Below are 22,722 nucleotides of genomic sequence, written 5' to 3'. Positions count from 1 at the left end.
TCCGGGACGGGTCAGCCGCGGTACACCTCGACCGAGGACAGCTGGCCGGCCGGCTGGACCGTGTTCGAGGAGACGACGATGCGGATGTAACGGTGCTGGCCGGAGCTGATGCTGAGAGTGGCGCGCTGGCCGTTGCCGGCGTCGAAGCGGCAGGACGCACTCGTGAGGCTGGTGAAGGTGGCGCCGTCGGCGCTGCCCTGGACCGTGACGTTCTGCGTCCTGGCGGGCCAGGCCCCGGACGGGGGCAGGCGCAGCACGACGCGGCGGACCGGGACCGGGGCGCCGAGGTCGACCTGGACCCACTGCGGCAGGGCGTTGTTGCGGCTCTCCCAGTAGCTCATCGGGTCGCCGTCGGTGACGCGGCCGGCGCCATACACCTCGGTGTGGCTGCTCTCCGACGTCGGGCGGCCGAGCGCGACGTCGGTGGTGGTGTCCAGCGGCAGCGGCGGGGTGCTGGCCACCGTCGACGGGGCGCCCGGGCTGGTCGATGCCGACGCCTGGCCTGAGGCGCTCGGGCGGGCGGAGGCCGAGGTGCTGGGCTTCGGCGACGCGCTGCCGCTCGCCGCCGACGCCGACGGTCCCAGGCTGCCGGGGACGGTGCCGGCGCCGGGGACCGTCGCGGTCTGCGGCTCGGCGCCGCCGGCGAGGCTGGTGCCGTCGCCGCCGCGCGGCCAGAACGCGACCGCCCCGGCGACGGCGAGCAGCAGGACGACCACGGCAGCGGCGGCGAGCAGCGCCAGCCCGTTGCGGGCGTGGCGGGCCGCGGCGGGCGGCTCCGGGGGCGCCGGAGCAGGCGGCATGGCCAGCAGGTCGCAGCGCTGGAAGTCGCGGGCCTGGCCGCTGATCACGCCGCTGCCGGGGTGCCGCTCGGCGAGCTCCCGCTCGGCGGCCTCGCCCCACGCGGACGACTTGCCCTCGACGACCAGGTCGACGGCGGCGGGGAGGTCGGTCAGCAGCGCGGTGAACATCGCCGACAGCGGCGGCCACACCAGGTCGTCGATGACCTCGCCGGCGGTGCCGACGACGACCCGGTAGACACCGGCGCGCTCCTGCGGTCCCGGCACCGTGCCCCCGCCGGCACCGCCCGCTCGCCTGTCGCCACCGGTGCCGGCGCCGACCGCAACGTCCGCGCCGCCGGCACTGCCCGTGTCGCCGGCGGCGGCCGGTGCGTCGGCCGGGTCGGGGACGAGCGCACCCGGCATCGTCACCGTGAACGACAGCGACCGGCCCCCGTCGAGCGGGTCGGGCAGCGACGCGCGGCCCTTCGCCGGTGGCGGGGGAGGGCCGGGGAACGCGTGGATGCCGCCCCCGCTCAGCCGCACCTGCCAGCCCATGTCCATCCCATAGGTGGCGGGGCCGATGGCCCGCAGCGACGCGTGCGGCGGCGAGGACGCGACGACCTCCTCGGCCCCGTCGGGGGTGAGGCGCAGCAGCCAGGCCGGCTCGGACCAGACCGGCCGGCGGTGCGCGTCGAGGGCGAACACCGTGATCGGCCCGGCGGGCGGGTGCAGCGGCACCCCGTTGACCAGGTGGACCGGCTCGCCGAGCCGGCGGGCCGCGGCGGCCGCCGCCGGCCGGCCCGCGCCCTGGCCGGCGCCGAGCGGGACGAGGTCCACGACGCGGCGCACCCGGGTCGGCAGGGCCGCCATCGCGACGGCGAGCTGGTCGCCGGTGAGGGTGGGGTCGAGCAGCAGCCGGGGCCGCTCGGGGTCGACGGCGACGGCGAACTCGACGCCGTCATAGGAGGCCGCGGCGCCGACCGGACCAGGGGACAGCAGCCACCCGGCGGGGACGGGCTGGGCGATGACCTCGGCGGGCCACCGGGTCGCCGGCGGCACCAGCTCCTGCCAGTCGGGGGCGGGCCAGCGCGGGCCGAGCGGCTCGGCCGCGCGGTCCGGGTGGTGCCGCCACCAGCCGCCGGCGATGTCGGTGGTGACGAGGATGCCGCCGGGGGTCTGGATGACCGGGCCGTCGGGCGCGACCACGGGCCGGTTGAGGGCACCGGCCAGGGCCGCGCCGAGCGGGCCGGCGGCGAGCAGCAGGACGCTGTCGCCGCCGAGCCCGGACCGCACCGGCTCGGCGAGGTCGTCGGCGGTCACCTCGAGGTCGGGGGCGACCAGCACGGCCAGCCATCCGTCGGGCACCACGGGCAGGGTCGGCACGTCGCCGGCGAGCAGACAGCGATCCACCCTGCGGGTGAAACCAGAGCGCGCCGACGTCATGCGCAACAACCTACCGCCCCCGAATGACAGTTCCGAGTCCGCAAAGACCCGGCATAAGGGGACCTAGCGGACGTAAATCACCGGTGCGGGCGGGGTCGCCATGCCGCTGCCGATGAAGTACGACGGATGCGGCGGCTGGTTGTAGGCGGTGTTCTGCCAGGCGATCGCGCACCGGTACTGCGGGTCGTGCATCAGCGTGAACAGCCGCGTCGACGTCGGGTCGGGCGTGCTGTAGATGCGCAGCGCGGTGTTGTCCGTCGTCGGCCAGATGACCTCCTCGCGCCAGTCGCCGAGGATGTCGCCGGACAGCGACGGCGTGGACTTGGTGCCGTTGTTGGAGTGCACGCCGGAGGCGGTCAGCAGGCGGGTGTCGCCGGCGGTGCCGTACTTGTCGACGTGGGTGCCGTCCAGCAGTTCCCGGGTGGTGTCGCCGTCCCACCAGGCGAGGAAGTTCGTCGACCCGGGCTTGCGGGAGGACACGACCGTCCCCTTGGGGTTGCGCACGCCGTCGGCGGCCGCGGACCACGACTCGGCACCGGCGCTGCCGGCCCAGATGTCACCGGACACGCCGCGGCCGTTGTCGCCGTTGGCGGGGGTGCTCCACAGGACCTGCCCGGTGCGGGCGTCGGCCATCCACGACGACGGCTTGCTGCCGTCCTCGTCGACCTTGAACTCCTCCAGGCCGGGGCGGGACGGGTCGAGGTCGCCGACGTGCATGGCGTCGCCGTGGCCGTTGCCGGTGTTCCAGAGGCGGGCGCCGTTGTCGTCGACGGCCATCGCGCCGTACACGATCTCGTCGCGGCCGTCGGCGTCGACGTCGGCGACGGAGAGCTGATGGTTGCCCTGCCCGGCGTAGGCGCTGTTGCCGGAGCTGTTGCTGTCGAACGTCCACCGCCGGGTCAGCGCCCCGTTGCGGAAGTCCCAGGCGACGATGACCGACCGGGTGTAGTACCCGCGGGCCATGACGAGGCTCGGGCGCTGGCCGTCGAGGTACGCGGTGCCGGCCAGGAACCGGTCGACCCGGTTGCCGTAGCTGTCGCCCCACGACGACACCGTGCCACGCGGCGGCACGTAGTCCACTGTGGACATCGCCGCGCCGGTGAGGCCGTTGAACATGGTGAGGTACTCCGGGCCGGTGAGCACGTAGCCGGAGCTGTTGCGGTAGTCGGCCGACGCGCTGCCGATGACGCGACCCGTGCCGTCGACCGTGGCGTCCGCGGTCTTCATGGCGACCTCGGCGCGGCCGTCGCCGTCGTAGTCGTACACCTGGAACTGCGTGTAGTGCGCGCCGGCACGGATGTTGCGGCCCAGGTTGATCCGCCACAGCCGGGTGCCGTCGAGGCGGTAGGCGTCCACGTACACCACGCCGGTGACACCTGACTGCGAATTGTCCTTGGCGTCGGCGGGATCCCATTTCAGGACGATCTCGTAGCGGCCGTCGCCGTCCAGGTCACCGACCGAGGCGTCGTTGGCGGTGTACCCCGAGCCGGGCGAGGAGATCGGCACGTCCAGATACCCGCCGCCGGTGAAGCGCAGCGACGCCCCGGACGCGGCCTGCTCCACGCCGCCCACGACGGCCCGCACGGTGTAGGACGCGTCGGCGGCGGCGCCGGAATCCAGATAGTTCGTGCCGGTGGTGACCGTCGCGACGCGGGTGCTGCCGCGGTACAGGTTGAACGCCGTCGCCAGGGCCTCGGTGCCGAGCAGCCGCCAGGAGACGAGGTTGCCGCTGCCGGAGCGCACCGAGATGAGCCCGCGGTCGAGGTCCTCCATCTGCTTGGCGTTGCCCGCCGGAGGAGGCGGGGTGGACGTGGAGGCGGAGGGCGTGGGAGAGGTCGGCGGAGACGAGGACGAGGCGGCGCCGGTACACGTGACGCCGTTGAGCGCGAAGGACGTGGGCGCCGGGTTGCTGCCGCTCCACGATGCGTTGAACCCGAACGACACCGTGGCGCCGGTGCCGATCGGGGCGTTGTAGCCGGCGTCCGTGGCCCGGGTCTGGCCGCCGCTGGTGGTGACGGTCGCGTTCCACGCCTGGGTGACGGTCTGCCCGGCCGGGAACGCCCAGGTGAGGGCCCAGCCGTTGATGGGGTCGCCGAGGTTCGTCACGTCGACGTTGGCGCCGAAGCCGCCCTGCCAGCTGTTGGTCACGGTGTACGCGACGCGACAGCCGGACGCGGCCGCCGATGCGACCGTCACGCCGACCGCGGCGACGGCGACGACGGCGGCCCCGGTCGCGATGGCGGCGACGACCCGCCGCCGATGGTGGATGTAGCGCACGATCCGCTCCTCGCTGTGCGAAAGGCGGTCGGGCAGGTGTCACATTGTCACAATTGCCCGACCCGGGACGGCGAGACCGTAGCCCCGGGCCCCAGGTCGGGCAATGCATCCTTCGGCGTCAATGCGGTGGGTGGCCCGCGGACACCGAAAGTTTCACGCTTGCTGCGCCACGCGGAAGGACTGCGCCGCCGTGCCGTTGCAGGTGTACTGGACCAGCTGCACGCTGTTGGCGGTGGAGGCGGCCGGCACGTCGAGGCACTTGCCGCTCAGGCGGCTGACGAAGTGATACCAGCCGCCGCCCTCGGACACCGGCTGCCACTGCTGGTTGGTGCCGCCACCGTAGGTCCAGGTCTGGATCGGTGCGTTGTCGGCGCTCGACACGTTGGTGATGTCGAGGGCCTGGGCGCTGTTGCCGCGGTTGTTGATCCGCACGAATCCGCCGCTGGTCGGCTGGAACTGGTACTGCTGCGCGTTGGAGGCGTTGCACGTGTACTGCTGGATCGGCGTGCCGTTGCCGGTGCCGGCGGCCCGCGCGTCCACGCACTTCGAGGAGTTCTTGTTGATCACGGTGTACCACGCGGTCGGCGAGATCGGCCCGCTGCTCGGCGGCGGCGACGAGGGCGGCTGCGACGTCGGCGGGGTGGTGCTCTGCCCGGCCAGCCACAGGATGCCGTCGATCAGCCACCGGTTCTGGTCGGCGCTCTCGAACGTGGACGACGTGCGGGTGTTGGTGGAGTAGTTCATGCCGTTGTGGCCGAAGTTCGCGTACAGCATCTTGTAGTTGCGGTTCGTCCACAGGATCGGGTAGTAGCCGCTGTACCACGACTGGTTCGGGTCGGTGCCGACCGGGAAGCTGCTCGGGTCGACCGAGGCGAGGATGTCGATGTTCGGGTTCTGCCGCAGGTCGTTGCTCCACGAGTACCACTCGCTGACCGCCGAGCGGAACGTCGCCGGCAGCCGCAGCGTGGACGGGTGGTTACGGTCCTCGACCTTCAGCGTCACGCGGGTCGGGCCCCACGTGTTGGTCTGGAACGCGCCGGAGCCCAGGAACGTGTTGTAGTACCAGCTCCACGAGTTGGGGTCGGTGGTGAACGCGCTGACGTGGAAGCCCATCCAGGCGCCGCCGTTGTTCATGTACTGCTGGAACGCGGCCCGCTGCCCCGACGGCGGGGCGTCGTCCAGGAACATGATGACCTTGTACTGGGCCAGGTTGCCGGTGTTGAGCCGGCTCCAGTCGGTGGTCGCCTCCCAGGTGAAGCCGTTCTGCGCGGCCTGCGCCGGGAACCAGTCCCTGGCTTCCTTGTCGAAGTCGATGTGCGCCGCGTCCCAGGTGCCGTTGTAGAAGGCGAGCACCTTGAACGGAGTGGCGGCAAGGGCGGGCCTGATGACCAGGCCCACCCCCAGCGCGGTCAGCACGGCGAGCGCGGCGAGCACGAGGCGTCGCGCGCTCAAGGGGAGCTTCTTGAGCACGAGGGGTCCTTCGGTAGGCGGGTGGGAGGGGACGGGCGGATCCGCTCCCCTCGCATCATCAGCTATCGATGACGCCGCCACAAGGTAAAGAACCCTAATAGTTAAAGTAAGTCTCCAATTAAGCCGTCGGCGCAGGCTGAGGCCGCTGTACGGCGATCTCCTCGGCCGCGTCGGCGAACCGCTCGGCGGCCTGGGCCGGGTCGATGCCGGCGGCCACCGCGCGGGCCCGGTCCCGCAGCCCGAGGGCGGTGTCGACCGCGGCGGCCAGCCGCGCGGGGGTGAGCCGCTTCGCCGGCAGGATCACGCCGGTGCCCGCCTGCTGGACCCGCCGCGCGACCTCCGGCTGGTCCCGCCCCCACGGCACGGCGACGACCGGCACCCCGGCCGCAACGGCCTTCGTGACGATGCCCATGCCCGACGGGCACACCACCGCCGCGGCTCGCGCCAGCACCGGCCCGTGCGGGACGAACCGTTCCACCCGCACGTTGCCGGCGGCCGGCAGCCGGTGGGAGGCGTACGCGTCGGCGAGCGTCACCAGGACCCGCACCGGCCTGTCCCGCAAGGCCTCCACGGCCTGCGCGGCGAGGTCCTCGTCGCCCTGGTAGTGGGTGGAGCAGGTGACGAGCACCCACGGGTCGCCGGGCTCCAGCAGCCAGTCCGGCGTCGGCGCGGGCGGGTCCCACACCTGCCCGCCGACCATCCGTACGTGCGCCGGCAGGTCGGTGCGCGGATATTCCAGCGGCGCGCCGGTGAGCACGATCAGCCGGTCGGGCAGCCGGTAGTAGCCCAGTGGGCTGTCCAGCGCCGGCAGCCCGGCGGTGGTCCGCAGCGCGTTGAGGCCCGGCAGCATGCCCTTGGCGAAGGCCCGCTCGACGGCCTTCCACAGGATCGCGTCGCGGAGCGCGCCGAGCGGGCCGGTCCTCGGCGCGAGGCCGATGCCGTAAGGCGGGATGCCCCTGCCCCGCATCGCGAGGATCGAGGGCACCGTGATCGCCCAGGGCAGCCCGGTCGTCTGTGCGGCGGTCGCCGCGCCGTAGGTGTTGGTGTCCACCAGCAGCGCGGTCGGCGCGACGTCCGCAACCGCTCGGCGCAGGTCCTCGGCCTCCCAGGCGCCGCGGGCGAGCAGGTCGCCCATGCCGTCGACGCCATCGGGGCCGCCCGGCCGGCGCACGGACGCGGTGATCCGCTCGTCGACGGGCTCGGCGTCCAGCCCCGCGGCCCGCAGCCGCTCGACCAGGTCGGGGCCGGTCCGGACGTGCACGGCGTGGCCGCGCTCGCGAAGCCGCAGCAGGCCGGGCACGAGCGGGAAGACGTGGCCGGCGGCCGGGGGCGTGTACACCAGATATCTGTTCACGATGATTTTCCTTCTTCGATGACGGATCGGATGAGCAGCGCGACGGTGGCCTCGGCGTCCTCGACGCTGAGACCCTCGTGCTTCGTGAGGACCAGCCAGAGCTCGACGCCGGTGACGCCGACGAGCCGGCCGAAGGTGACGGGATGCCCGCGTAGGTGCGGGAACGCGGCGGCGAGCCAGGCGCGGTGCGCGACCCGCCCGCCTTCCGCGGAGGCCTGCAACGCGGGAGAGCTGTCCTCCTGCGTGAGGGTGCGCTCCAGCATGGGTGCCCAGCGGCTGTAGTGCCGGCGGAAGGCGGCGGCGACGAGCGCGGGATCGGGGCCGGGCGGCTCGCCGAGGTCCGCGGCGACCTGCGGGGCGATCCACGCGCCGACCGCCTCGACCAGGCCGTCCTTGGTGCCGACCCGGCGGATCACCGTCTGCAGGCCGACCGCGGCCCGCTCGGCGACGGCGGCGAGGGTCACCTGCTCGAACGGCCGCTCCACGAACAGCTCGAGCGCCGCGGTGAGGATCCGCTCCGTGTTGCCGGAGGAGGATTCGGCGCGGGCGCGCTGCCGGTACGGCCGGGGTGACGTATTCACGGTATGGACGTTACCGCGAAATGCGGCGGGCCGTCCGTCGGCTTCCCGACGGACGGCCCGAGCCGTCAGCCGCGTCGTCGGCTTCGTCGTTCACCAGCACTGGCAGGTGCCCCCCGTCCTCAGGCGGCGTAGTCGACCAGGTCGCCGCTGTTGAGGACCGACTTGAGCTGGGACAGGTCGATGCCCTTGTCCTGCATGCGCTTGACGACGTCGGTCGCGCTGCTGCCGCGCAGCGACTCGCTGTCGGTCTCCAGCAGGGTGCTGAGCTGGTGCAGTTTCGACTCGTCCGACAGGCCGGCGGCGCCGCCGCGGGGGTCGCCGGGCGGTGGGCCGGGCCGGCCCTTCTGCGCCGCGATCCGTTCGGCGGTCGCATCGCTCTCCTCCTCGGCGGCCGACCCGACGGCGGAGGCGTCGGCGGGCTTGCCCGCCTTGATCGCGGCGATCAGGTCCTCGTGCGAGACGCCCTGCTGCTCGGCGACCTCCGTCAGGCTCTGGCCGCTGCCCAGCTTGCTCTTCAGCTCGTCGCCGGACAGGCCGAGCGCCTTGGAGACCGCCGCCATCGGGTCCTTGCCGTCCTTCGGCGGCGGCGGGGGCCGCAGCGCCGTCTGGGAAGTGGCGAACGAGCCGGAGATGCCGCTGATGCCGCTGATCGAGGTCACGTGTGCTCCATCCGTGGTGCCGTGCTCCCGGGCCGCCGTTCGGCCCGACGGGGTCAACGTCGACCGGCTGCCCGCCGGTCGGAGCGTTTGCCAGGGTTTTGCCAGGCTTCTCAGCAGCGTGGCAGCCGGGCGCCGGCACCGGCGACGTCCGATCGGGTGCCCCCGGGCCGCCGCCGGTTGTCCAACGGCGTCCAGCGGCAGGGCTCAAACCGCATCGCTTCGCGTAAATTCCGGCGGATGGCGGACAACGTCGGCAAAACGATGCCTCACATACGACAGAGTCAATAAATTTTTGCGCTCGGACTGTGATCACCGGCGCATGGACGGTAGATTGCGACCGGCGTATGAGGGTGAGATCTTTCCGTAGAAAGATCAATGTCTTCTTCCTGTTTGTGCTGCTCAACGGCATCTCTGACCCGGGACACCGCCCCGTGGAAAGGAATGTCGAAAACCGGCTGTGGGCGAGGATCCGCCCTATCGAGTGAATAGGAAACAACTCATGAAGATCGGCGTGACCGGGGGGAACGGGTTCATCGGTCGGTATGTCTGTGAAGAGATCGAGGCCAGGGGGCATGAGGCGTTGGTGTTCGATCACCACGCGCACGGCCGCCGCGGGCCGCACGCGGCACCCGGGCGTGAGGTGATGCTCGGTGACATCCGTGACGCGACCGCCATGGTCGAGCTGGCCGCCCACTGCGACGGCATCATCCACCTCGCCGCCGTGCTGGGCACCCAGGAGACCATCCTCAACCCGCGCCCGGCCGCCGAGACGAACCTGGTCGGCGGGCTCAACTTCCTCGAGGCCGTCACCCAGTACCAGCTGCCGGGCGTCTACATCGGCGTCGGGAACCACTGGATGAACAACAGCTACTCCATCTCCAAGACCGCCGTCGAGCGCTTCGTGTCGATGTTCAACGCCGACCGTGGCAGCCGGGTCAACGTCGTGCGCGCCGTCAACGCCTACGGGCCGCGCCAGCTCGCCGCCGCGCCGTTCGGGCCGGGCAAGGTCCGCAAGATCACCCCGGCGGTGGTCTGCCGGGCGCTGTGCGGGATGCCGGTCGAGCTCTACGGCGGCGGCCACCAGATCTCCGACATGGTGTGGGTCGGTGACGTCGCCAGGGCGCTCGTGTCCGCGTTCGAGGCCGCCGAGGCCGGGACCGTGCTGGACCACGTGGTGGAGTGCGGCCCGGTCGCGTCGACCACGATCCGCCGCGTCGCCGAGATCGTCATCGACCAGGTCGAGCGCAAGGGTTACCCGCGGGCGGAGATCGTGGACCTGCCGATGCGCCCCGGCGAGCAGCCCGGCGCCGTGGTCAGCGCCGACGCCGAGACGCTGCGCGACGTCGGCATCGATCCCGCCGACCTCGTGTCCCTGGAGACCGGCCTGGAGCGCACCGTCGACTGGTTCATCGCCACCCGGGGCGAGCACTGGACCGCGCCCGAGCCGCTCGCGCTCGCCGCCCGCTGAGGCACCGCCGAACCATGCACCCGTTTGGCCTCACCGCCGTCGTGCCCTGCTACGACGAGGCGGACAGCGTCGCGCAGACCCACGCCGAGATCGTGGCCGCGCTCGGCGCCTACGACCTGGAGATCCTCTTCGTCGACGACGGCAGCGCCGACGGCACCCTCGCCGAGATCCAGCGGCTCGCCGCCACCGACCCCCGCGTGCAGTACCTGTCGTTCAGCCGCAACTTCGGGTTCGAGGCCGCGTTCTCGGCCGGCTACAAGTACGCCCGGAAGCCCTGGCTCGTGCACCTCGACGCGGACCTGCAGTTCCCGCCCGCCGAGGTGCACCACCTGATCGAGCGGGCACTGGAAGGCTACGACGCCGTGTTCGGGGTGCGGCGCACCCGCCACGACCCGTGGCACCGCCGGTGGGGCGCGGCCGGCTACCACTGGCTCGGCCGCCGGCTGCGCATCCGGATCCCACCGGGCGCGACCACGTTCCGGGTGCTGCGCACCGAGCTCGCCCGGCGGGTCGTCGAGCTGCGCCTCGGCACGCCGTACTTCCTGGCCACCGTGCCGCTGCTCACCTCGAGGATCGCCACCGTGCCGGTCGAGCACCGGCCGCGCACCCGCGGCACGTCGAAGTTCCGGCTCGGCCGGCTCATCGGCCACGCGCTGGAGCTCTACGTCGCCTTCTCCCGCCGCGCCGTGCACGCGGTCGCGTTCGTGCTCCTGCTCGCCGCGCCGGTGACCGCCGGCCTGGCCGTCGCCGCGTTCGCCGGCTGGCTCGCCGTCCCGGCCGCGATCGGCGGCGGGCTCCTGGCGCAGTGCGTCGCCCTCGCCGGGGCGGCGGTCATGCTGCGTTACACGGTGCTGATCGCCGACGCGCAGCCGCGCCCCGCCATGTTCTACATCCGCGAGGCGTCGATCCCGGTGGACCCCGCCGACGAGCTGTTCCCCGGTGCCCGCCCGGCGCCGTTCATTCCCGCCCAGCGTGAGGACGCCGCATGAAGAGCCTGCTCATCCTCGGCGCCGCCGACGGCGCGATGGCCACCTACCGCACCGCCCGGGCGCTGGGCTACCGCACCGTCGCCGTCGACCTGCGCGACACCGCCCCGGCGGTCGCCCTCGCCGACGAGCTGCTGCCCGTCAGCACCCGCGACGTGCCCGCGCTGACCGAGATCCTGCGCGGCCGCTCCGACATCGCCGGGATCCTCGCCCCCAGCAGCGACATCGCGCTGCCGACGCAGCTCGCGCTCACCGAACGGTTCGGGTTGCCGTGCGGGCTGACCGAGCAGACCGTCGAGGCGTCGGTGGACAAGCGGCGCTTCCGCGCGGTCTGCGACGAGCTCGCGCTGCCCGGGTACCGCTGGATCGAAGGCACCGACTGGCGCGGCGCCGGCCTGGAGTTCCCGCTCGTCGTCAAGCCCGTCGACGCGCAGAGCAGTCGAGGCGTGACCCGCTGCCCCGACGAGTCCACAGTGGACGCGGCGATCGCCGCGGCGCTGCTGCACTCCTACAGCGCCGGGATCGTCATCGAGGAGGAGGTACGGGGCCAGCACTGCGGCTGTGAGTGCGTCATCGACGACGGTCGGGTCGTGTTCATGGCCCTCACCGAGCGGCACCTCACCCCGCCACCGCAGGCGACGACGACCGCGCACCTGCTGCCCGCCGCCGTCCCTGACGGTGTCCACGACGAGATCGTGGCCGCCGTCGACGCGCTCTGCGCCCGGCTCGGCTACCGCCGCGGCCCGCTCAACCTCGACCTCGTCGTGGACACCGGCGGCCGGCCCCGCCTCATCGAGATGGGCGCCCGTACCGGCGGCGACCCCCTCGGCGAGCTCGCCCGGCACTGCTACGGCGTCGACCCGATCGAGGCGTCGATCAGCGTCGCGGTCGGTGCGCCGCTGCCGCTGGTCCCGGAGCGGATCGTGCCGCACCCGGTGATGGTGCAGCTGCTCAACGCCGCCGACACCGGCGTGCTCACCGCCGTCCACGGCGTCGAGGAGGCCCGCGGGTGGCCCGAGGTGCTGCGGATCGTCCTGCTCGCGGAGCCCGGCCGCGCAGTCACCTCCACCATCGACCTGACCAGCAAGCTCGGCTACGCCCTGCTGACCGCGGACACCCCGGCGCAGCTGCGCCGGGCGGCCGACCGGCTGCTGTCGACCGTGCGCTTCGAGGTGCGCCCGTGAAACGCTTCTTCGCCCTCGTCCTGGCCACCCTCGTGTCCGGCGTGCTGCTGGTCGCGACCGCCCCCGGCGGCAAACAGCTGGACTCGTTGGGGCTGTTCCTGGCGTACCTGGTGCCGTTCGTTCTCGCCGCCGAGACGATCGCCGCGCTGGACCCGGTGTGGCTGCGCCGCTGGCGGCTGCCGGAGGTGATCGGGGTCCTCACGTTCACGGCGGTGTTCTGCGGCTTCGTCCCGCGCATGTTCGACCGGGTCATCGCCGAGGACTTCGACGGGTTCTACGCCCTGGTGCGGGTCCTCGCGCCGCTGCTCATCCTGGCGTTCGCGCTGCACCAGCGGCTCGGCGGCTCGCCCGCGGCGACGGTGCGCCGGATCAGCTACGCGAGCATCCTCGTCATGCTGTCCGGGCTGGAGGACCTGTCGTTCTGGCTGTGGCGCGGGCAGCCGGTGCCGCAGCGCTGGGACTGGGCCGACCACGTGACGGTCCGTCTCGGGCACGTCGCCAGCCGCACCGAGGCATACCTGTTCATCGCCGCGCACCTGGCGCTCGCCCTGGCGGTGCTGTGCTGGCCGTCCCGATCCCGTCGCGCCGCCACATCGGGCCGGGCCGCGCCGGGCCCGGGTCGCACGCCAGGGCGGGACCCAGACCCGGACCCAGACCCGGACCCGGACCTGGACCTGGACCCGGGGCCGGGCCCAGGCGCCGCGGCGGGGCCATCGTCGGCCGGTCATGACGCTGCTCGCGCCGGAGGCTGAGCCCCGCACCGTCGCGCCCGGTGGCCGGCTGATGCTGATGCTGTTCGCCGGCCGCGGGGCGTTCCGCGCGACCATCCAGCTCGCGCCGCTGGTGCTCGCCGTGCCGTGGGGCGCGGCCCGGTTCGCCGAATACGCCGGCGCGGTCGGCATGTCGATGTGGACGGTGTTCGTCGCCTCCAGCGGGGAGAAGGCGGCCCTCAAGCTGGTGCCCCGCACCCGCCGCCTCGGCGGAGGCATCGCCCGGGTCGTGCTGCGGCTGGCCGCGGCACCGGTGGTCGCCGCCGCCGTCGCGTTCGCCGCCGCCGCCGTCCTGGACCGTGGGCGGGTGCTCGCCGCGGCGCTGCTGTGGTGCGCGGCGCTCGGCCTGCTCCAGGTCGCCGTGGGCCTGCACCGGGTCCGTGGGTACCTTCGCACCGACGCGGTCACCTTCGCCGCGGTGACCGGCGTGCTGCTGACCCTGTCCGCGCTGACGTTCCACTTCGCCTGGCCGCCGCTGTGGCAGCTGAACCTGCTCGCCGCGACGGCGCTGACCGCGTCGGCGGTCCTGCTGTGGCGGCTACCGGCCGGCTGGTCGCTCGCCGGCCGGGCGGGCCGCGTCGCCGGGCCCGCGCGCCGCCGCCGGACGGCGGGCCTGGTCCTGCGCACGTGCGCCCTGCTCGGCCTGCCCGAACTCCTCGCGAGCCTGTGCCTCGCCGTGTGCTACCTCATCCTCGGCCTCGCCGGCCACGGCACCGAGAGCGGCCCGTTCTACATCGCGGTGACGCTGTCCGGGTTCTGCTCCGCGGCGCTGACCTACCTGCTGCGCCTGCGCCAGCCGGCGACGTCGCTGCGGCTGCGCGGACCGGCCGGGCGTGCAGGCCGGGCGAAGGCGCGGCGGATCCTGCGCTTCGCGGTGCTGCTGTGCCTGCCCGGCCTGCCGCTCGTGCTGCTGCTCCCACCCGGCACGCTGCTGCTGGCGCTGCTGACCTGCCTGGAGACGCCGCTCTTCGCGCTGGTCGCCTACGCCGGCTACCTGGTGGAGAACACCGACGGGCGGTCCCCTCGGCTGACCGCCGCATCGGCTACCGTCGGCCTCGTCGTGGTGGTGGCCGCCGCGGCGCTGCTGGTGCCGCACGCGGCATCGTCCGGTGCGATGGCGGCGCTGCTGCTGTCGGCCGGGGTGAGCGCGCTCAGTCTCGACGTCGGCCTCGGCCTCGGCGGACGGTGGCGTCGCCCCGGGCGGACCCGGCCGCCGGGTCCGGGGGACGGTGCGAAGCGGCACGGGGGGACATGATGGTGGAGATGGCTGTGACGACCGAAGGATTGACGGTCCGGCTGCACAACCCGGCCGCCGACCCCGAGCCCGCCGGCTGGGACGCGCTGCGGTGCCGGGCCGGGCTGCGGGCCAACTGGGCCTGGCCGGTGATGCGGGCCGGGGTCCATTCCGGCGCCGACCCGCTGCTGCTCGCCGTGCTGTCCGATGTGGACGGACCGGTCGGGCTGTATGCCGCCTCGGTGGTCCCGTCGCGCCGGCGCGAGGGCGCCACGAAGTGGCCGCGTGTGGGATACCTGCACGTCCAGGCCCCGCAGAGCAGCGCGCTGCCCGGCTGGTGGATGGCACCGTCCACATCGCAGGAGCGGGCAGGGCTGGCGAGGGCGTTGCGGAGGGCGACCCGCCGGGCCCTCGGTCCCGGCATCGGCGGGGTGCTGTGGCGGCAGGTCGGCGAGGCCGACACCGCGTGGCTGCCGCGCCTGCGCTACACCAGGCGCACCGAAGCGCTGGCGGTGCTGGACGCGCCGGAGTCCGTCGACGCGTGGCTGGCCGGGCTGCGCACCAGGCGGCGGGCGGACCTGCGCCGGATCCTGCGGATCGTCGGCACCGACCCGGACCTGGAGGTGCGCACCGGCGCGGTCGGTGACGTGGTCGGCCCCGCCGACCTAGCGCACCTGGCCCGGCTCAACGCCGTCAAGCACGCGACCGGCACCGTCGAGCCGCACAGCGGGCAGCAGTCGGTGCTGTGGCAGGAGGCGACCGCCGGCCGCGACGACGTCTTCGCCGTGGCGTACCGCGACAACACCGGCCGTCTCCTCGCCGCGGCGACCGTCCTGGACGACCCGGCCTGGCCCCTGTGGCTGTCGTGGGGTGCGCTGCCGCTGGACGAGGGCGGCCGCCGGCACCTGTACTTCGACCTGTTCCGGCGGCTGGTCGAGCGGATCGTGGACCGCGGCGCGAGCGGCGTGATCCTGGGCAAGGGCATGCCGGAGCTGAAGTCCGACCTCGGTGCCCGGCTGGTGCCGCAGCAGGCCGCCGTGACCCTGTAGCCGCCGCCCGGTCACCGCCGGAACTCTGACACGACGAAGCGCCCCTTGCCGCCCTTCGTCAGCTCCAGCGTCTCGGCCTGCCGCACGTCGAGGTCGAACGGGCGGCCGGCGCTGTCGTGCAGCCACGCCCGCGCCGCGCGGGCCAGGTCGTCGAAGCCGCGGCCGGCGCGCCCGTCCGGGACGAGCCACACCGTGATGTTGCCGGCCGGGTCCTGGCGGACCATGCACTCCGCGACGCCGGGCGTGCTGATCGCCATGCCGATGAAGGTGCCGGCGTAGATCCGCTCGCCGTCGGGGAGGACCACGTAGTCGTCGGCGCGGCCCTTGGTCAGGTCGAGGCGGGCGAACGTCCTGCCGCATCCGCACCGGTCGGCGTGGCGGGTCGCGCGGTCGCCGAGCCAGTACCGCAGCAGCGGCATCGCCCGCTCCCGCCAGCCGGTCACGACGACGTGGCCCTCGGTGCCGTCGGGCACGGGTGCGCCGCCGGCGTCGACGATCTCGACGTGGACGCGGTCCTCGGCGACGTGCAGCTGGCCCTCGGCGCAGTCGTACGCGATGTGCATGAGCTCATAGGCGGAGTACTCGTTGAAGACCGGCACGCCGAAGCCCTCGGTGAGCTGCCGGCGCACCTCCGGGGTCAGCAGCTCCGACTCGGTGAAGACGGCCCGCAGCGTGCGCCGCAGCGTCACCAGCTCCTCGGGCCGCATGCCGCGCAGCAGGTCGCGGAGCATCACCGGGTAGCCGATCAGCGCGTGCGGCCGCTCCTGCTGCAGCTGCGCGACGCGGGTGCGGACCGGCAGCGCGCTGTGCACGACCGACCTGCGGAAGATGCCGAGCCGCTGGTACCAGGCGGTTTCCAGGGGGAACGGCTTGAAGTGCACGAGCCGCGACCACGGCCGGTACCGCCCGCCGGCGGCGGCGAAGCGGCGAATGTTGCAGGCACGGTCGTGGGCGTAGTTGGCCGGGTCGTGCCACGCCTCGAGGATCTGCCCGCTGGTGCCGCTGGTGGTGTACACGGTGACCCGGCCCCGGGTGAACGCCGGATCGCGGAACCGGTCCTCGCCGGCCGCGAGCACGTCGGCCTTGCGCAGCATCGGCAGCCGGGCGAAGTCCGCCAGGTCGCGCGGGACGCCGACGTCATACCGGTCGTCGGTGTAGGCCGCCACGCGGTCGCGGGCGTGCCCGAGCGCGGTGCGCAGCCCGGCCAGGGTGCGCCGGTCGAGCGCGTCCCGGTCAAGATACTGTGCCCGGAGCACGGATCGCACGGAAAGAAGGCCACCGATACCCGACATGGCAGCAAGTCTTCCAGACGGTGGCAGCGATCGATGTCATGCGCCCGACGCGGCGAGGTGGTCCGTGCGGCGGGTGGCGCCGGTGGCGTGGAACAGATCCCGCAGCAGCCCGATCTCCCCGCCGTGGTGCATCACCTCGCGGTTGACGTGCGTGATCAGTGCCGCCATCGGCTCCGCCGAGAAATAGGCGCCCTTCGGTCCCAAAGGTGTGCGCAGTCCCGCGTCGCCGAGTCGGGAAACGTGTCCGTGCCACTCTCGGTAACTGTCGTCCAGGAACGTCACCGCTTCCGCTGCGGTGTGCGGCAGATCCGCCGGCACGTGCCGCGGGTCGAACATGTCGGCGTCGGCGGGGACACTTCCGTCGCCGAAGAACGTGCTGCTCCGGGTCACGAAACAACCGACCGCGATGTGCATCATGCGCCATGCGACCGTCGTCACCGGTGCCGGGTCGACGCCCGGACCTCCCTCGACGCGGTAATTTCCGGCGGCGTCGGGCCGGACCGACCAACATCCGGAGACCGGTTCCCAGAAGTATTCCTCGTCCGTGAGCCCGTCCAGCCGGGGGCGCAGATGGGCGTCCCAGTAGAACGCCAACTGGCCGATCAGCAGGTCGCCCCAATCGGGTGTGGAAGTGTTCACCATGGGTAGAGTCTCGCCGATGCTCCGATCATGCGCACCCCACCGGCCGCTGGTAATTGAACCGACACGATCGGTGATGGTGCCCATTTGAAACAGAGTGCACTTCAAATCCGCAGAATGGGCGATACTATTTCTCCGATGGCCGGCCGTTCGGTCGCCGCCGTCACCCGTACCGTTGCCGAGGAGGCGCCGTCATGGCCAAGCGCGTCATTCAAGAACTGATCGACGACTTGGACGGCAAGCCGGCCGACGAGAGCGTGCAGTTCGGTCTCGACGGCGTGCAGTATGCGATCGACCTGTCGAAGAAGAACGCCGAGAAACTGCGCGCCGCGTTGAAGCCCTACGTTTCCGCCGGCACGAAGGTCGGGCGTGGTGCGGTCGTCGCGGCGGCCCGATCAGGATCCCGGGGGAGAGGCGCCGCACGCGGTGACCGCGACCAGAACCGGGCCATCCGCGAATGGGCGCAGGGCGCCGGCTACCAGGTCTCCGACCGTGGCCGCATCAAGCAGGAGATCGTCGACCAGTATCACGCAAGCCGTTCCTGAAATCCCCGCGCAGGCGCGGCGCCGCCGCTCGCCGTGATCGAAAAGCGGTTCCGGTCGAGCCCGACCGGAACCGCTTTTTTACACCGTGCAGATGAACGTCAGGCGGCCGCCGGGGTGGGGTTCAGGGTGGTCGCGTCGGCGGTCGCCTCGGACGCGTCGTCGTCCGGGGTGATCAGCGAGTTGGGGCGCACCACGATCAGCAGGGTCAGCGTCGCGGTGAGCATGCCGCCGGCGATCACCACCGCCATCGCCGTCGCGCCGGTGCCCAGGACGCCGACCAGCGGGGCGGCGACCGCGCCGACGCCGAACTGGACCGCGCCGAGCAGCGCCGCCGCCGTCCCGGCCGCCTCACCGTGCCGCGACATCGCCAGGGCCGGGGCGTTGGGCAGGGCCAGGCCGGCCGCGGTCAGGACCGCCCACAGCGCCGCCAGCAGCGCCGGGAGGCCGCCGAGGCCGGTGGCCGCGAGGACGACCAGGAGCGCACCGGCGACGGTGCCGGCGGCCAGCGCCGACGCGAGGATGCGCTGCGGGGTGTAGCGGCGCAGCAGCCGCACGTTGTACTGGGTGCCGCCGATCAGCCCGACCGCTCCGGCGCCGAAGGCCAGACCGAACTGGGCTTCGCTGAGGCCGTACACCTCCTGCAGGACGAACGACGAGCCGCCGACGTAGGCGAACAGCGCCGCCATCGCGAACCCCGCGACCAGGACCAGGCCGACGAACACGCGGTCGCGCAGCAGGGAGCCGTAGACGCGCAGCGTCCCGGTGACGCCGCCGGAGCGGCGGCGGGCGGGTGGCAGCGTCTCGGTCAGGGCGAGCGCGGCGAGGGTGGTGAGCAGGACGCCGAAGGCGGCGAGGACGACGAAGACGCCGCGCCACTCGGTCCAGCGCAGTACGGCGCTGCCGAGGGTGGGCGCGAGGATCGGCGCGGCGCCCATGACCAGCATCAGCCGGGAGAACAGGCGGGCGAACGCGGCGCCGCTGAACAGGTCCCGCACGACCGCCATCGCGACGACCGAGGACGCGGCGACGCCGAGGCCCTGCAGGACGCGCAGCGCGCCGAGCACGGTGACGTCGGGGGCGAACACGCAGGCGACGGACGCGAGGACGTGCAGGACGAGACCGGCGAGCAGCGGCACCCGCCGGCCGACGGCGTCGGACCAGGGGCCGATCGCCAGCTGGCCCAGCGCGAGACCCGCCAGGGTGCCGGTGAGGGTGAGCTGCACCGCCGTCGAACTGGTGTGCAGGTCGTCGGTGATGCTCGGCAGCGCCGGCAGGTACATGTCAATGGTCAGCGGGCCGATGGCGATGAGGGAGCCGAGCACCAACACCAGACGGACGGGATTTGCGGTCACATCTTATGGTCAAGCACCGGACCGCCGTCCGCATTCCCGTTATGGTCCGTCGTTGCCCGCCGTCCGGACAACTGCGCGTGGTCGGCCACCGGCCGGACGCCGCCGTCGATCGCCGGCTGTCCATGGCGCCGCGCCCGGACAAACGCTCAGGTCGGCCGGGCGGCCGCCGATCGGGCGGAGGTGAACCTTGCCGCCGTGCTGATCGTGCGTGACTCGGCCGCCATGCTGTCCCGCTGCCTGACGTCGCTGAGCGGGGTCGTCGACACGATCCACGTCCACGACACCGGCTCCAAGGACGACACCCCGGCCCTGGCCCGCGACCTTGGCGCGGTGGTCAGCCACGGCACCTGGACCGGTGACTTCGCCGCCGCCCGCAACACCGCGCTCGCCGAGGCCGCCGCGGCGCGGGGCACGCCGTGGGCGACCGGGGACTGGGTGCTCAGCATCGACGCCGACGACCGGGCCGTCGCCGCGCCCGGCAAGCTGCGCGAGGTCCTCGCCGCCACCACCACCGACGCGCTGCTGGTCGACATCGACAACGCGCACGACGAGCTGCCGTACACGTTCCGCACGGCCCGGCTGTTCCGCCCTACGCAGCTGCGGTGGCGGGGCCGGGTCCACGAGCACCTGGTCCGCATCGCCGCCGGCGGGACTGCCCCGGACGTGTTCGTCGACCGGGGCCACGGCACGGGGGTCGGCACGGCCCACGGCACCGGGATGGTGCAGGGGATCGGGCTCGCGGAGTGGCCGTCGGCGCCGCGCGAGGCGATCCGCCTGGAGCATCAGGGGTACGCCGATCCCGACGAACGGCGCAGCAAGGCCGAACGCAACGTCGAGCTGGCCCAGGCGGTCCTCGACGGCATCGCCGACGGGTCAGCGGATCCGGGGCAGGTCGCGGACACGCTGCTGGACCTGGGGCGCAGCCTGGTCGGGGCGGGTCGCACCCAGGACGCCGTCGACGCGTTCGAGACGCTGCGGGAGCTGGCACCGGGCACCCGGCAGTGGATCCTCGGCACCGACGCCCTCGCCCGGCTGCTGCTCGGCGCCGGCATGGACGAGGCGGTGCTGGTGCTGACCGCCCAGCTGCGCGGCGCCGGCGTCGCCCGCGACTACTGCGACTGGCTCGACGCGCAAGCCCTCGCCCAGCTCGGCGACGTCGCCGAGGCGTGGCGGCTGCTGCAGCCGGTGCAGCGGGTCGTGGACCCGGCCGGGCGCGTGTACCCCTCGGAACACCTCGCCGAACTCAAGCGCCTGCTCGACCGCCTGCACTCGATGTCCAGCGCGGCGGGAGCGGGATGAAACCGCTGGTCCGCTCCTGCGCGAGGGTGCCCAGGAAACGCCGCCGTCGGGCGCCGCGCGAACAGGCCGCGGGGTCCCTTCGCGCCGGCGACGGTCACGCGATGCTGCGCCGGCCGGGGGAGTGGAACCGCATCGTCGTGGACTTCGTCGCCGGTGTGCTTCTATCGCGCACGGGTGGGTATCAGTGACGGCATGCGAATCGGTTACTTCCTGTCCAGCGAGGAGTACACCCCGGCGGAGCTGATCGAGCAGGCCAAGCTCGCCCAGGACGCCGGCTTCTCCGGGCTGTGGATCTCGGACCACTACCACCCCTGGAACGACGCGCAGGGACAGGCGCCGCTCGTCTGGTCGCTGATCGGGGCGCTGAGCCAGGTGGTCACCATTCCCGTGACGACGGCGGTGACCTGCCCGATCATGCGCATCCACCCGACGATCGTGGCGCAGGCCGCGGCAACCAGCGCGGTCCTGCACGACGGGCGGTTCGTCCTCGGCGTCGGCACCGGCGAGGCGCTCAACGAGCACATCCACGGCGACGCGTGGCCGAGCGCGGGCGAGCGCCTCGAGATGCTCGAGGAGGCCATCCACGTGATGCGGGAGCTGTGGGACGGCGGCTTCGTCAACCACCGCGGCACGCATTTCACCGTCGAGCACGCCCAGGTGTACACGCGCCCGGAGACCCCGCCGAAGGTGTACATGTCGGCGTTCGGGCCGAAGGCCCTGGAGCTCGCCGGGCGGATCGCGGACGGGTTCATGTCCGTGGCGCCCGTCGCCGAGCACGTCGAGGCGTTCCGCAAGGGCGGCGGCGGCGACAAGCCGGCGCAGGGCGGCTTCAAGGCCTGCTACGCGAAGACGGAGGACGCCGCGGTACAGATCGCGCACAAGCTGTGGGCGAACGCGAGCGTCCCCGGCGAACTGTCCCAGGTCCTGCCGTCGCCGAAGCACTTCGAGCAGGCGTCGGAGCTCGTCACGCCGGACATGACCCGGGAGGCGATCGCCTGCGGTCCCGACCCGGCCAAGCAGGCGGCGCAGCTGAAGAAGTACGAGGACGCCGGCTTCGACGAGGTGTACGTGGCGAACATCGGACCCCACTACGCGGACCTGATCGACCTGTACAAGCGTGAGTTCCTGTAGCTAACGGAGGTGGGTCGTGCCGCAGGCGGCATGGAGCAACAAGCGGGAACGGCAGTATGAGCACATCAAGCGCCAGCAGAAGGCGCAGGGCAGGTCCGAGGACGTCGCCGAGGAGATCGCGGCCCGCGTCGTGAACAAGGAACGCGCCCGCGCGGGCGAGTCCCGCACGGCGAGCCGCACCTCGACGCAGGACATCTCCTCCGCCCGCCGCGGCGGGTTGCGCGCCCGTTCGGGCGGTCCGGGCGGTCGCACCCGCGACCAGCTCTACGAGGAGGCCAGGCGCAAGAACATCAAGGGCCGCTCGAAGATGACGAAGGCGCAACTGGAAAAGGCAGTCGGTTAGGTGCCTCCGTAACGTCTTACCGGTATGCGATTCCTTGAGACCGGCGGCGCGCGGCTGTGCGTCGAGACGTTCGGCGACCCCGCCGATCCCACGATCCTGCTCGTCCACGGCGCGTCCGCGTCGATGCTCTGGTGGGACGAGGAGCTGTGCGAGCTGCTCGCGGCGGGCGGCCGGCACGTGGTGCGCTACGACAACCGCGACACCGGCCGCTCCACCGCGTACCCGCCGGGGTCGCCCGGATACACGATGCGGGACATGGCGCTCGACGCGATCGGGATCCTCGACGGGCTCGGCGTCGGCGCCGCGCACCTCGTCGGGCGTTCGATGGCGGGCGGGATCGTCACCGTCGCCGCCGCGGCGCACCCGTCGCGGGTCGCCACGCTGACCCTCGTCACCACCACCCCTGGATTGCCGGGGCTGCCGCCGATGTCGGCCGAATTCGTCGAGTTCACCGGCAGCGGCGGCCCCGACCCCGCGGATCCGGCCGCCGTCGTCGAGTTCATCGTCGGGCTCATGCGGGTGTACGGCGGCGGCTCCCCGTACTTCGACGAGCCCGCGGTGCGCCGGCTCGCTTCGCTGGATGTCGCCCGTACCGCAAACATCGCATCCTGCCTCGTGAACCACTTCGTCATCGACACCGGAGACGCCGGCCCGCAGCTGCTCGCCGGCCTGCGGGCGCCGACCCTGGTCGTGCACGGCGAGCACGACCCCATCTTCCCGCTCGAGCACGGCACCGCCCTGCGCGACGCGATCCCCGGTGCGTCGCTGCTGGTCCTGCCCGAGGCGGGGCACGAACTGCCCCGCCCGCTGTGGCCGCTGTTCACCGCCGCACTGCTCGAACACACCGCCCGGCGGCTACCGTGAGGG

At 73.0% G+C, this 22,722-nt stretch carries 20 protein-coding genes; 11 read left to right on the top strand and 9 right to left on the bottom strand.

Annotated features, from left to right (window positions below; all coding sequences use genetic code 11):
- Positions 1-11: 11 nt before the first annotated feature.
- The 6 genes from AB0K00_RS27780 to AB0K00_RS27755 all read right to left on the bottom strand — a co-directional run bounded on the left by AB0K00_RS27780 (position 12) and on the right by AB0K00_RS27755 (position 8,563).
- Entirely contained in the window at positions 12-2,189 is a 2,178-nt protein-coding gene (locus tag AB0K00_RS27780) for a discoidin domain-containing protein (RefSeq protein ID WP_363525573.1), read from the bottom strand.
- Positions 2,190-2,285: 96 nt separating this feature from the next.
- Positions 2,286-4,490 carry a cellulose binding domain-containing protein gene (locus tag AB0K00_RS27775; RefSeq protein WP_363525824.1) on the bottom strand — a complete coding sequence of 735 codons (2,205 nt, stop codon included), beginning with the start codon at positions 4,488-4,490 and terminating at the stop codon, positions 2,286-2,288.
- A gap of 162 nt (positions 4,491-4,652) precedes the next feature.
- Positions 4,653-5,951, bottom strand: coding sequence for a ThuA domain-containing protein (locus tag AB0K00_RS27770; RefSeq protein WP_363525571.1), 1,299 nt, complete (start codon positions 5,949-5,951; stop codon positions 4,653-4,655).
- A gap of 136 nt (positions 5,952-6,087) precedes the next feature.
- The gene (locus AB0K00_RS27765) at positions 6,088-7,323 is read right to left on the bottom strand and encodes a nucleotide disphospho-sugar-binding domain-containing protein (protein ID WP_363525568.1); all 1,236 of its coding nucleotides are present in this window, start codon (positions 7,321-7,323) and stop codon (positions 6,088-6,090) included.
- Positions 7,320-7,904, bottom strand: coding sequence for a helix-turn-helix domain-containing protein (locus AB0K00_RS27760; protein ID WP_363525565.1), 585 nt, complete (start codon positions 7,902-7,904; stop codon positions 7,320-7,322). Before AB0K00_RS27760 ends, AB0K00_RS27765 begins: the two co-directional genes overlap by 4 nt.
- Positions 7,905-8,023: 119 nt before the next feature.
- On the bottom strand, positions 8,024-8,563 hold the full coding sequence (locus AB0K00_RS27755; protein WP_363525562.1) for a hypothetical protein: 540 nt from the start codon (positions 8,561-8,563) through the stop codon (positions 8,024-8,026).
- A 499-nt stretch (positions 8,564-9,062) separates the two neighbouring features.
- Between AB0K00_RS27755 and AB0K00_RS27750 the strand changes: the two genes are divergently transcribed.
- The 6 genes from AB0K00_RS27750 to AB0K00_RS27725 are packed head-to-tail and all read left to right on the top strand — an operon-like array spanning position 9,063 to position 15,254.
- A complete protein-coding gene (locus tag AB0K00_RS27750; protein ID WP_363525559.1) occupies positions 9,063-10,031 on the top strand; it encodes an NAD-dependent epimerase/dehydratase family protein in 969 nt (322 codons plus the stop codon).
- A 14-nt stretch (positions 10,032-10,045) separates the two neighbouring features.
- Complete coding sequence (locus AB0K00_RS27745; RefSeq protein WP_363525557.1) at positions 10,046-11,020, top strand: glycosyltransferase family 2 protein; 975 nt, start codon at positions 10,046-10,048, stop codon at positions 11,018-11,020.
- Positions 11,017-12,201, top strand: a complete 1,185-nt coding sequence (locus AB0K00_RS27740; RefSeq protein ID WP_363525554.1) for an ATP-grasp domain-containing protein — start codon at positions 11,017-11,019, stop codon at positions 12,199-12,201. The genes AB0K00_RS27745 and AB0K00_RS27740 overlap by 4 nt, the downstream gene beginning before the upstream one ends.
- Positions 12,198-12,953: a hypothetical protein gene (locus AB0K00_RS27735; RefSeq protein ID WP_363525551.1), complete on the top strand. Its 756-nt coding sequence runs from the start codon at positions 12,198-12,200 to the stop codon at positions 12,951-12,953. The genes AB0K00_RS27740 and AB0K00_RS27735 overlap by 4 nt, the downstream gene beginning before the upstream one ends.
- Positions 12,928-14,226: a hypothetical protein gene (locus tag AB0K00_RS27730; protein WP_363525548.1), complete on the top strand. Its 1,299-nt coding sequence runs from the start codon at positions 12,928-12,930 to the stop codon at positions 14,224-14,226. Before AB0K00_RS27735 ends, AB0K00_RS27730 begins: the two co-directional genes overlap by 26 nt.
- Before the next feature lie 8 nt (positions 14,227-14,234).
- Positions 14,235-15,254 carry a hypothetical protein gene (locus AB0K00_RS27725; protein WP_363525545.1) on the top strand — a complete coding sequence of 340 codons (1,020 nt, stop codon included), beginning with the start codon at positions 14,235-14,237 and terminating at the stop codon, positions 15,252-15,254.
- Positions 15,255-15,265: 11 nt separating this feature from the next.
- On the opposite strand, the gene AB0K00_RS27720 is transcribed toward AB0K00_RS27725, so the two are convergent.
- The gene (locus AB0K00_RS27720; RefSeq protein ID WP_363525543.1) at positions 15,266-16,510 is read right to left on the bottom strand and encodes an AMP-binding protein; all 1,245 of its coding nucleotides are present in this window, start codon (positions 16,508-16,510) and stop codon (positions 15,266-15,268) included.
- 72 nt (positions 16,511-16,582) lie between these two features.
- Entirely contained in the window at positions 16,583-17,188 is a 606-nt protein-coding gene (locus AB0K00_RS27715) for a DinB family protein (protein ID WP_363525821.1), read from the bottom strand.
- A gap of 191 nt (positions 17,189-17,379) precedes the next feature.
- On the opposite strand from AB0K00_RS27715, the gene AB0K00_RS27710 reads away from it, so the two are divergent.
- Positions 17,380-17,730, top strand: a complete 351-nt coding sequence (locus AB0K00_RS27710) for an Lsr2 family protein (RefSeq protein WP_363525540.1) — start codon at positions 17,380-17,382, stop codon at positions 17,728-17,730.
- Positions 17,731-17,828: 98 nt separating this feature from the next.
- Here the strand turns inward: AB0K00_RS27710 and AB0K00_RS27705 are convergent, their stop codons facing one another.
- On the bottom strand, positions 17,829-19,082 hold the full coding sequence (locus AB0K00_RS27705; RefSeq protein WP_363525538.1) for a multidrug effflux MFS transporter: 1,254 nt from the start codon (positions 19,080-19,082) through the stop codon (positions 17,829-17,831).
- A gap of 195 nt (positions 19,083-19,277) precedes the next feature.
- Between AB0K00_RS27705 and AB0K00_RS27700 the strand changes: the two genes are divergently transcribed.
- The 4 genes from AB0K00_RS27700 (at position 19,278) to AB0K00_RS27685 (ending at position 22,719) form a co-directional block, all read left to right on the top strand.
- Entirely contained in the window at positions 19,278-20,381 is a 1,104-nt protein-coding gene (locus AB0K00_RS27700; RefSeq protein WP_363525535.1) for a glycosyltransferase, read from the top strand.
- A gap of 192 nt (positions 20,382-20,573) precedes the next feature.
- Positions 20,574-21,512 (top strand): TIGR03557 family F420-dependent LLM class oxidoreductase, encoded by a 939-nt coding sequence (locus AB0K00_RS27695; RefSeq protein WP_363525532.1) that lies wholly within the window; start codon positions 20,574-20,576, stop codon positions 21,510-21,512.
- 16 nt (positions 21,513-21,528) lie between these two features.
- The gene (locus AB0K00_RS27690; RefSeq protein WP_363525530.1) at positions 21,529-21,855 is read left to right on the top strand and encodes a plasmid stabilization protein; all 327 of its coding nucleotides are present in this window, start codon (positions 21,529-21,531) and stop codon (positions 21,853-21,855) included.
- Positions 21,856-21,879: 24 nt separating this feature from the next.
- Entirely contained in the window at positions 21,880-22,719 is an 840-nt protein-coding gene (locus AB0K00_RS27685; protein WP_363525527.1) for an alpha/beta hydrolase, read from the top strand.
- The last annotated feature ends 3 nt before the right edge of the window (positions 22,720-22,722 follow it).

This window comes from Dactylosporangium sp. NPDC049525 (assembly GCF_040676755.1).
Lineage (GTDB): Bacteria > Actinomycetota > Actinomycetes > Mycobacteriales > Micromonosporaceae > Dactylosporangium.
The sequence above is the reverse complement of the archived record's forward strand: the minus strand, read 5'-3'. Positions and strand labels throughout refer to the sequence as shown.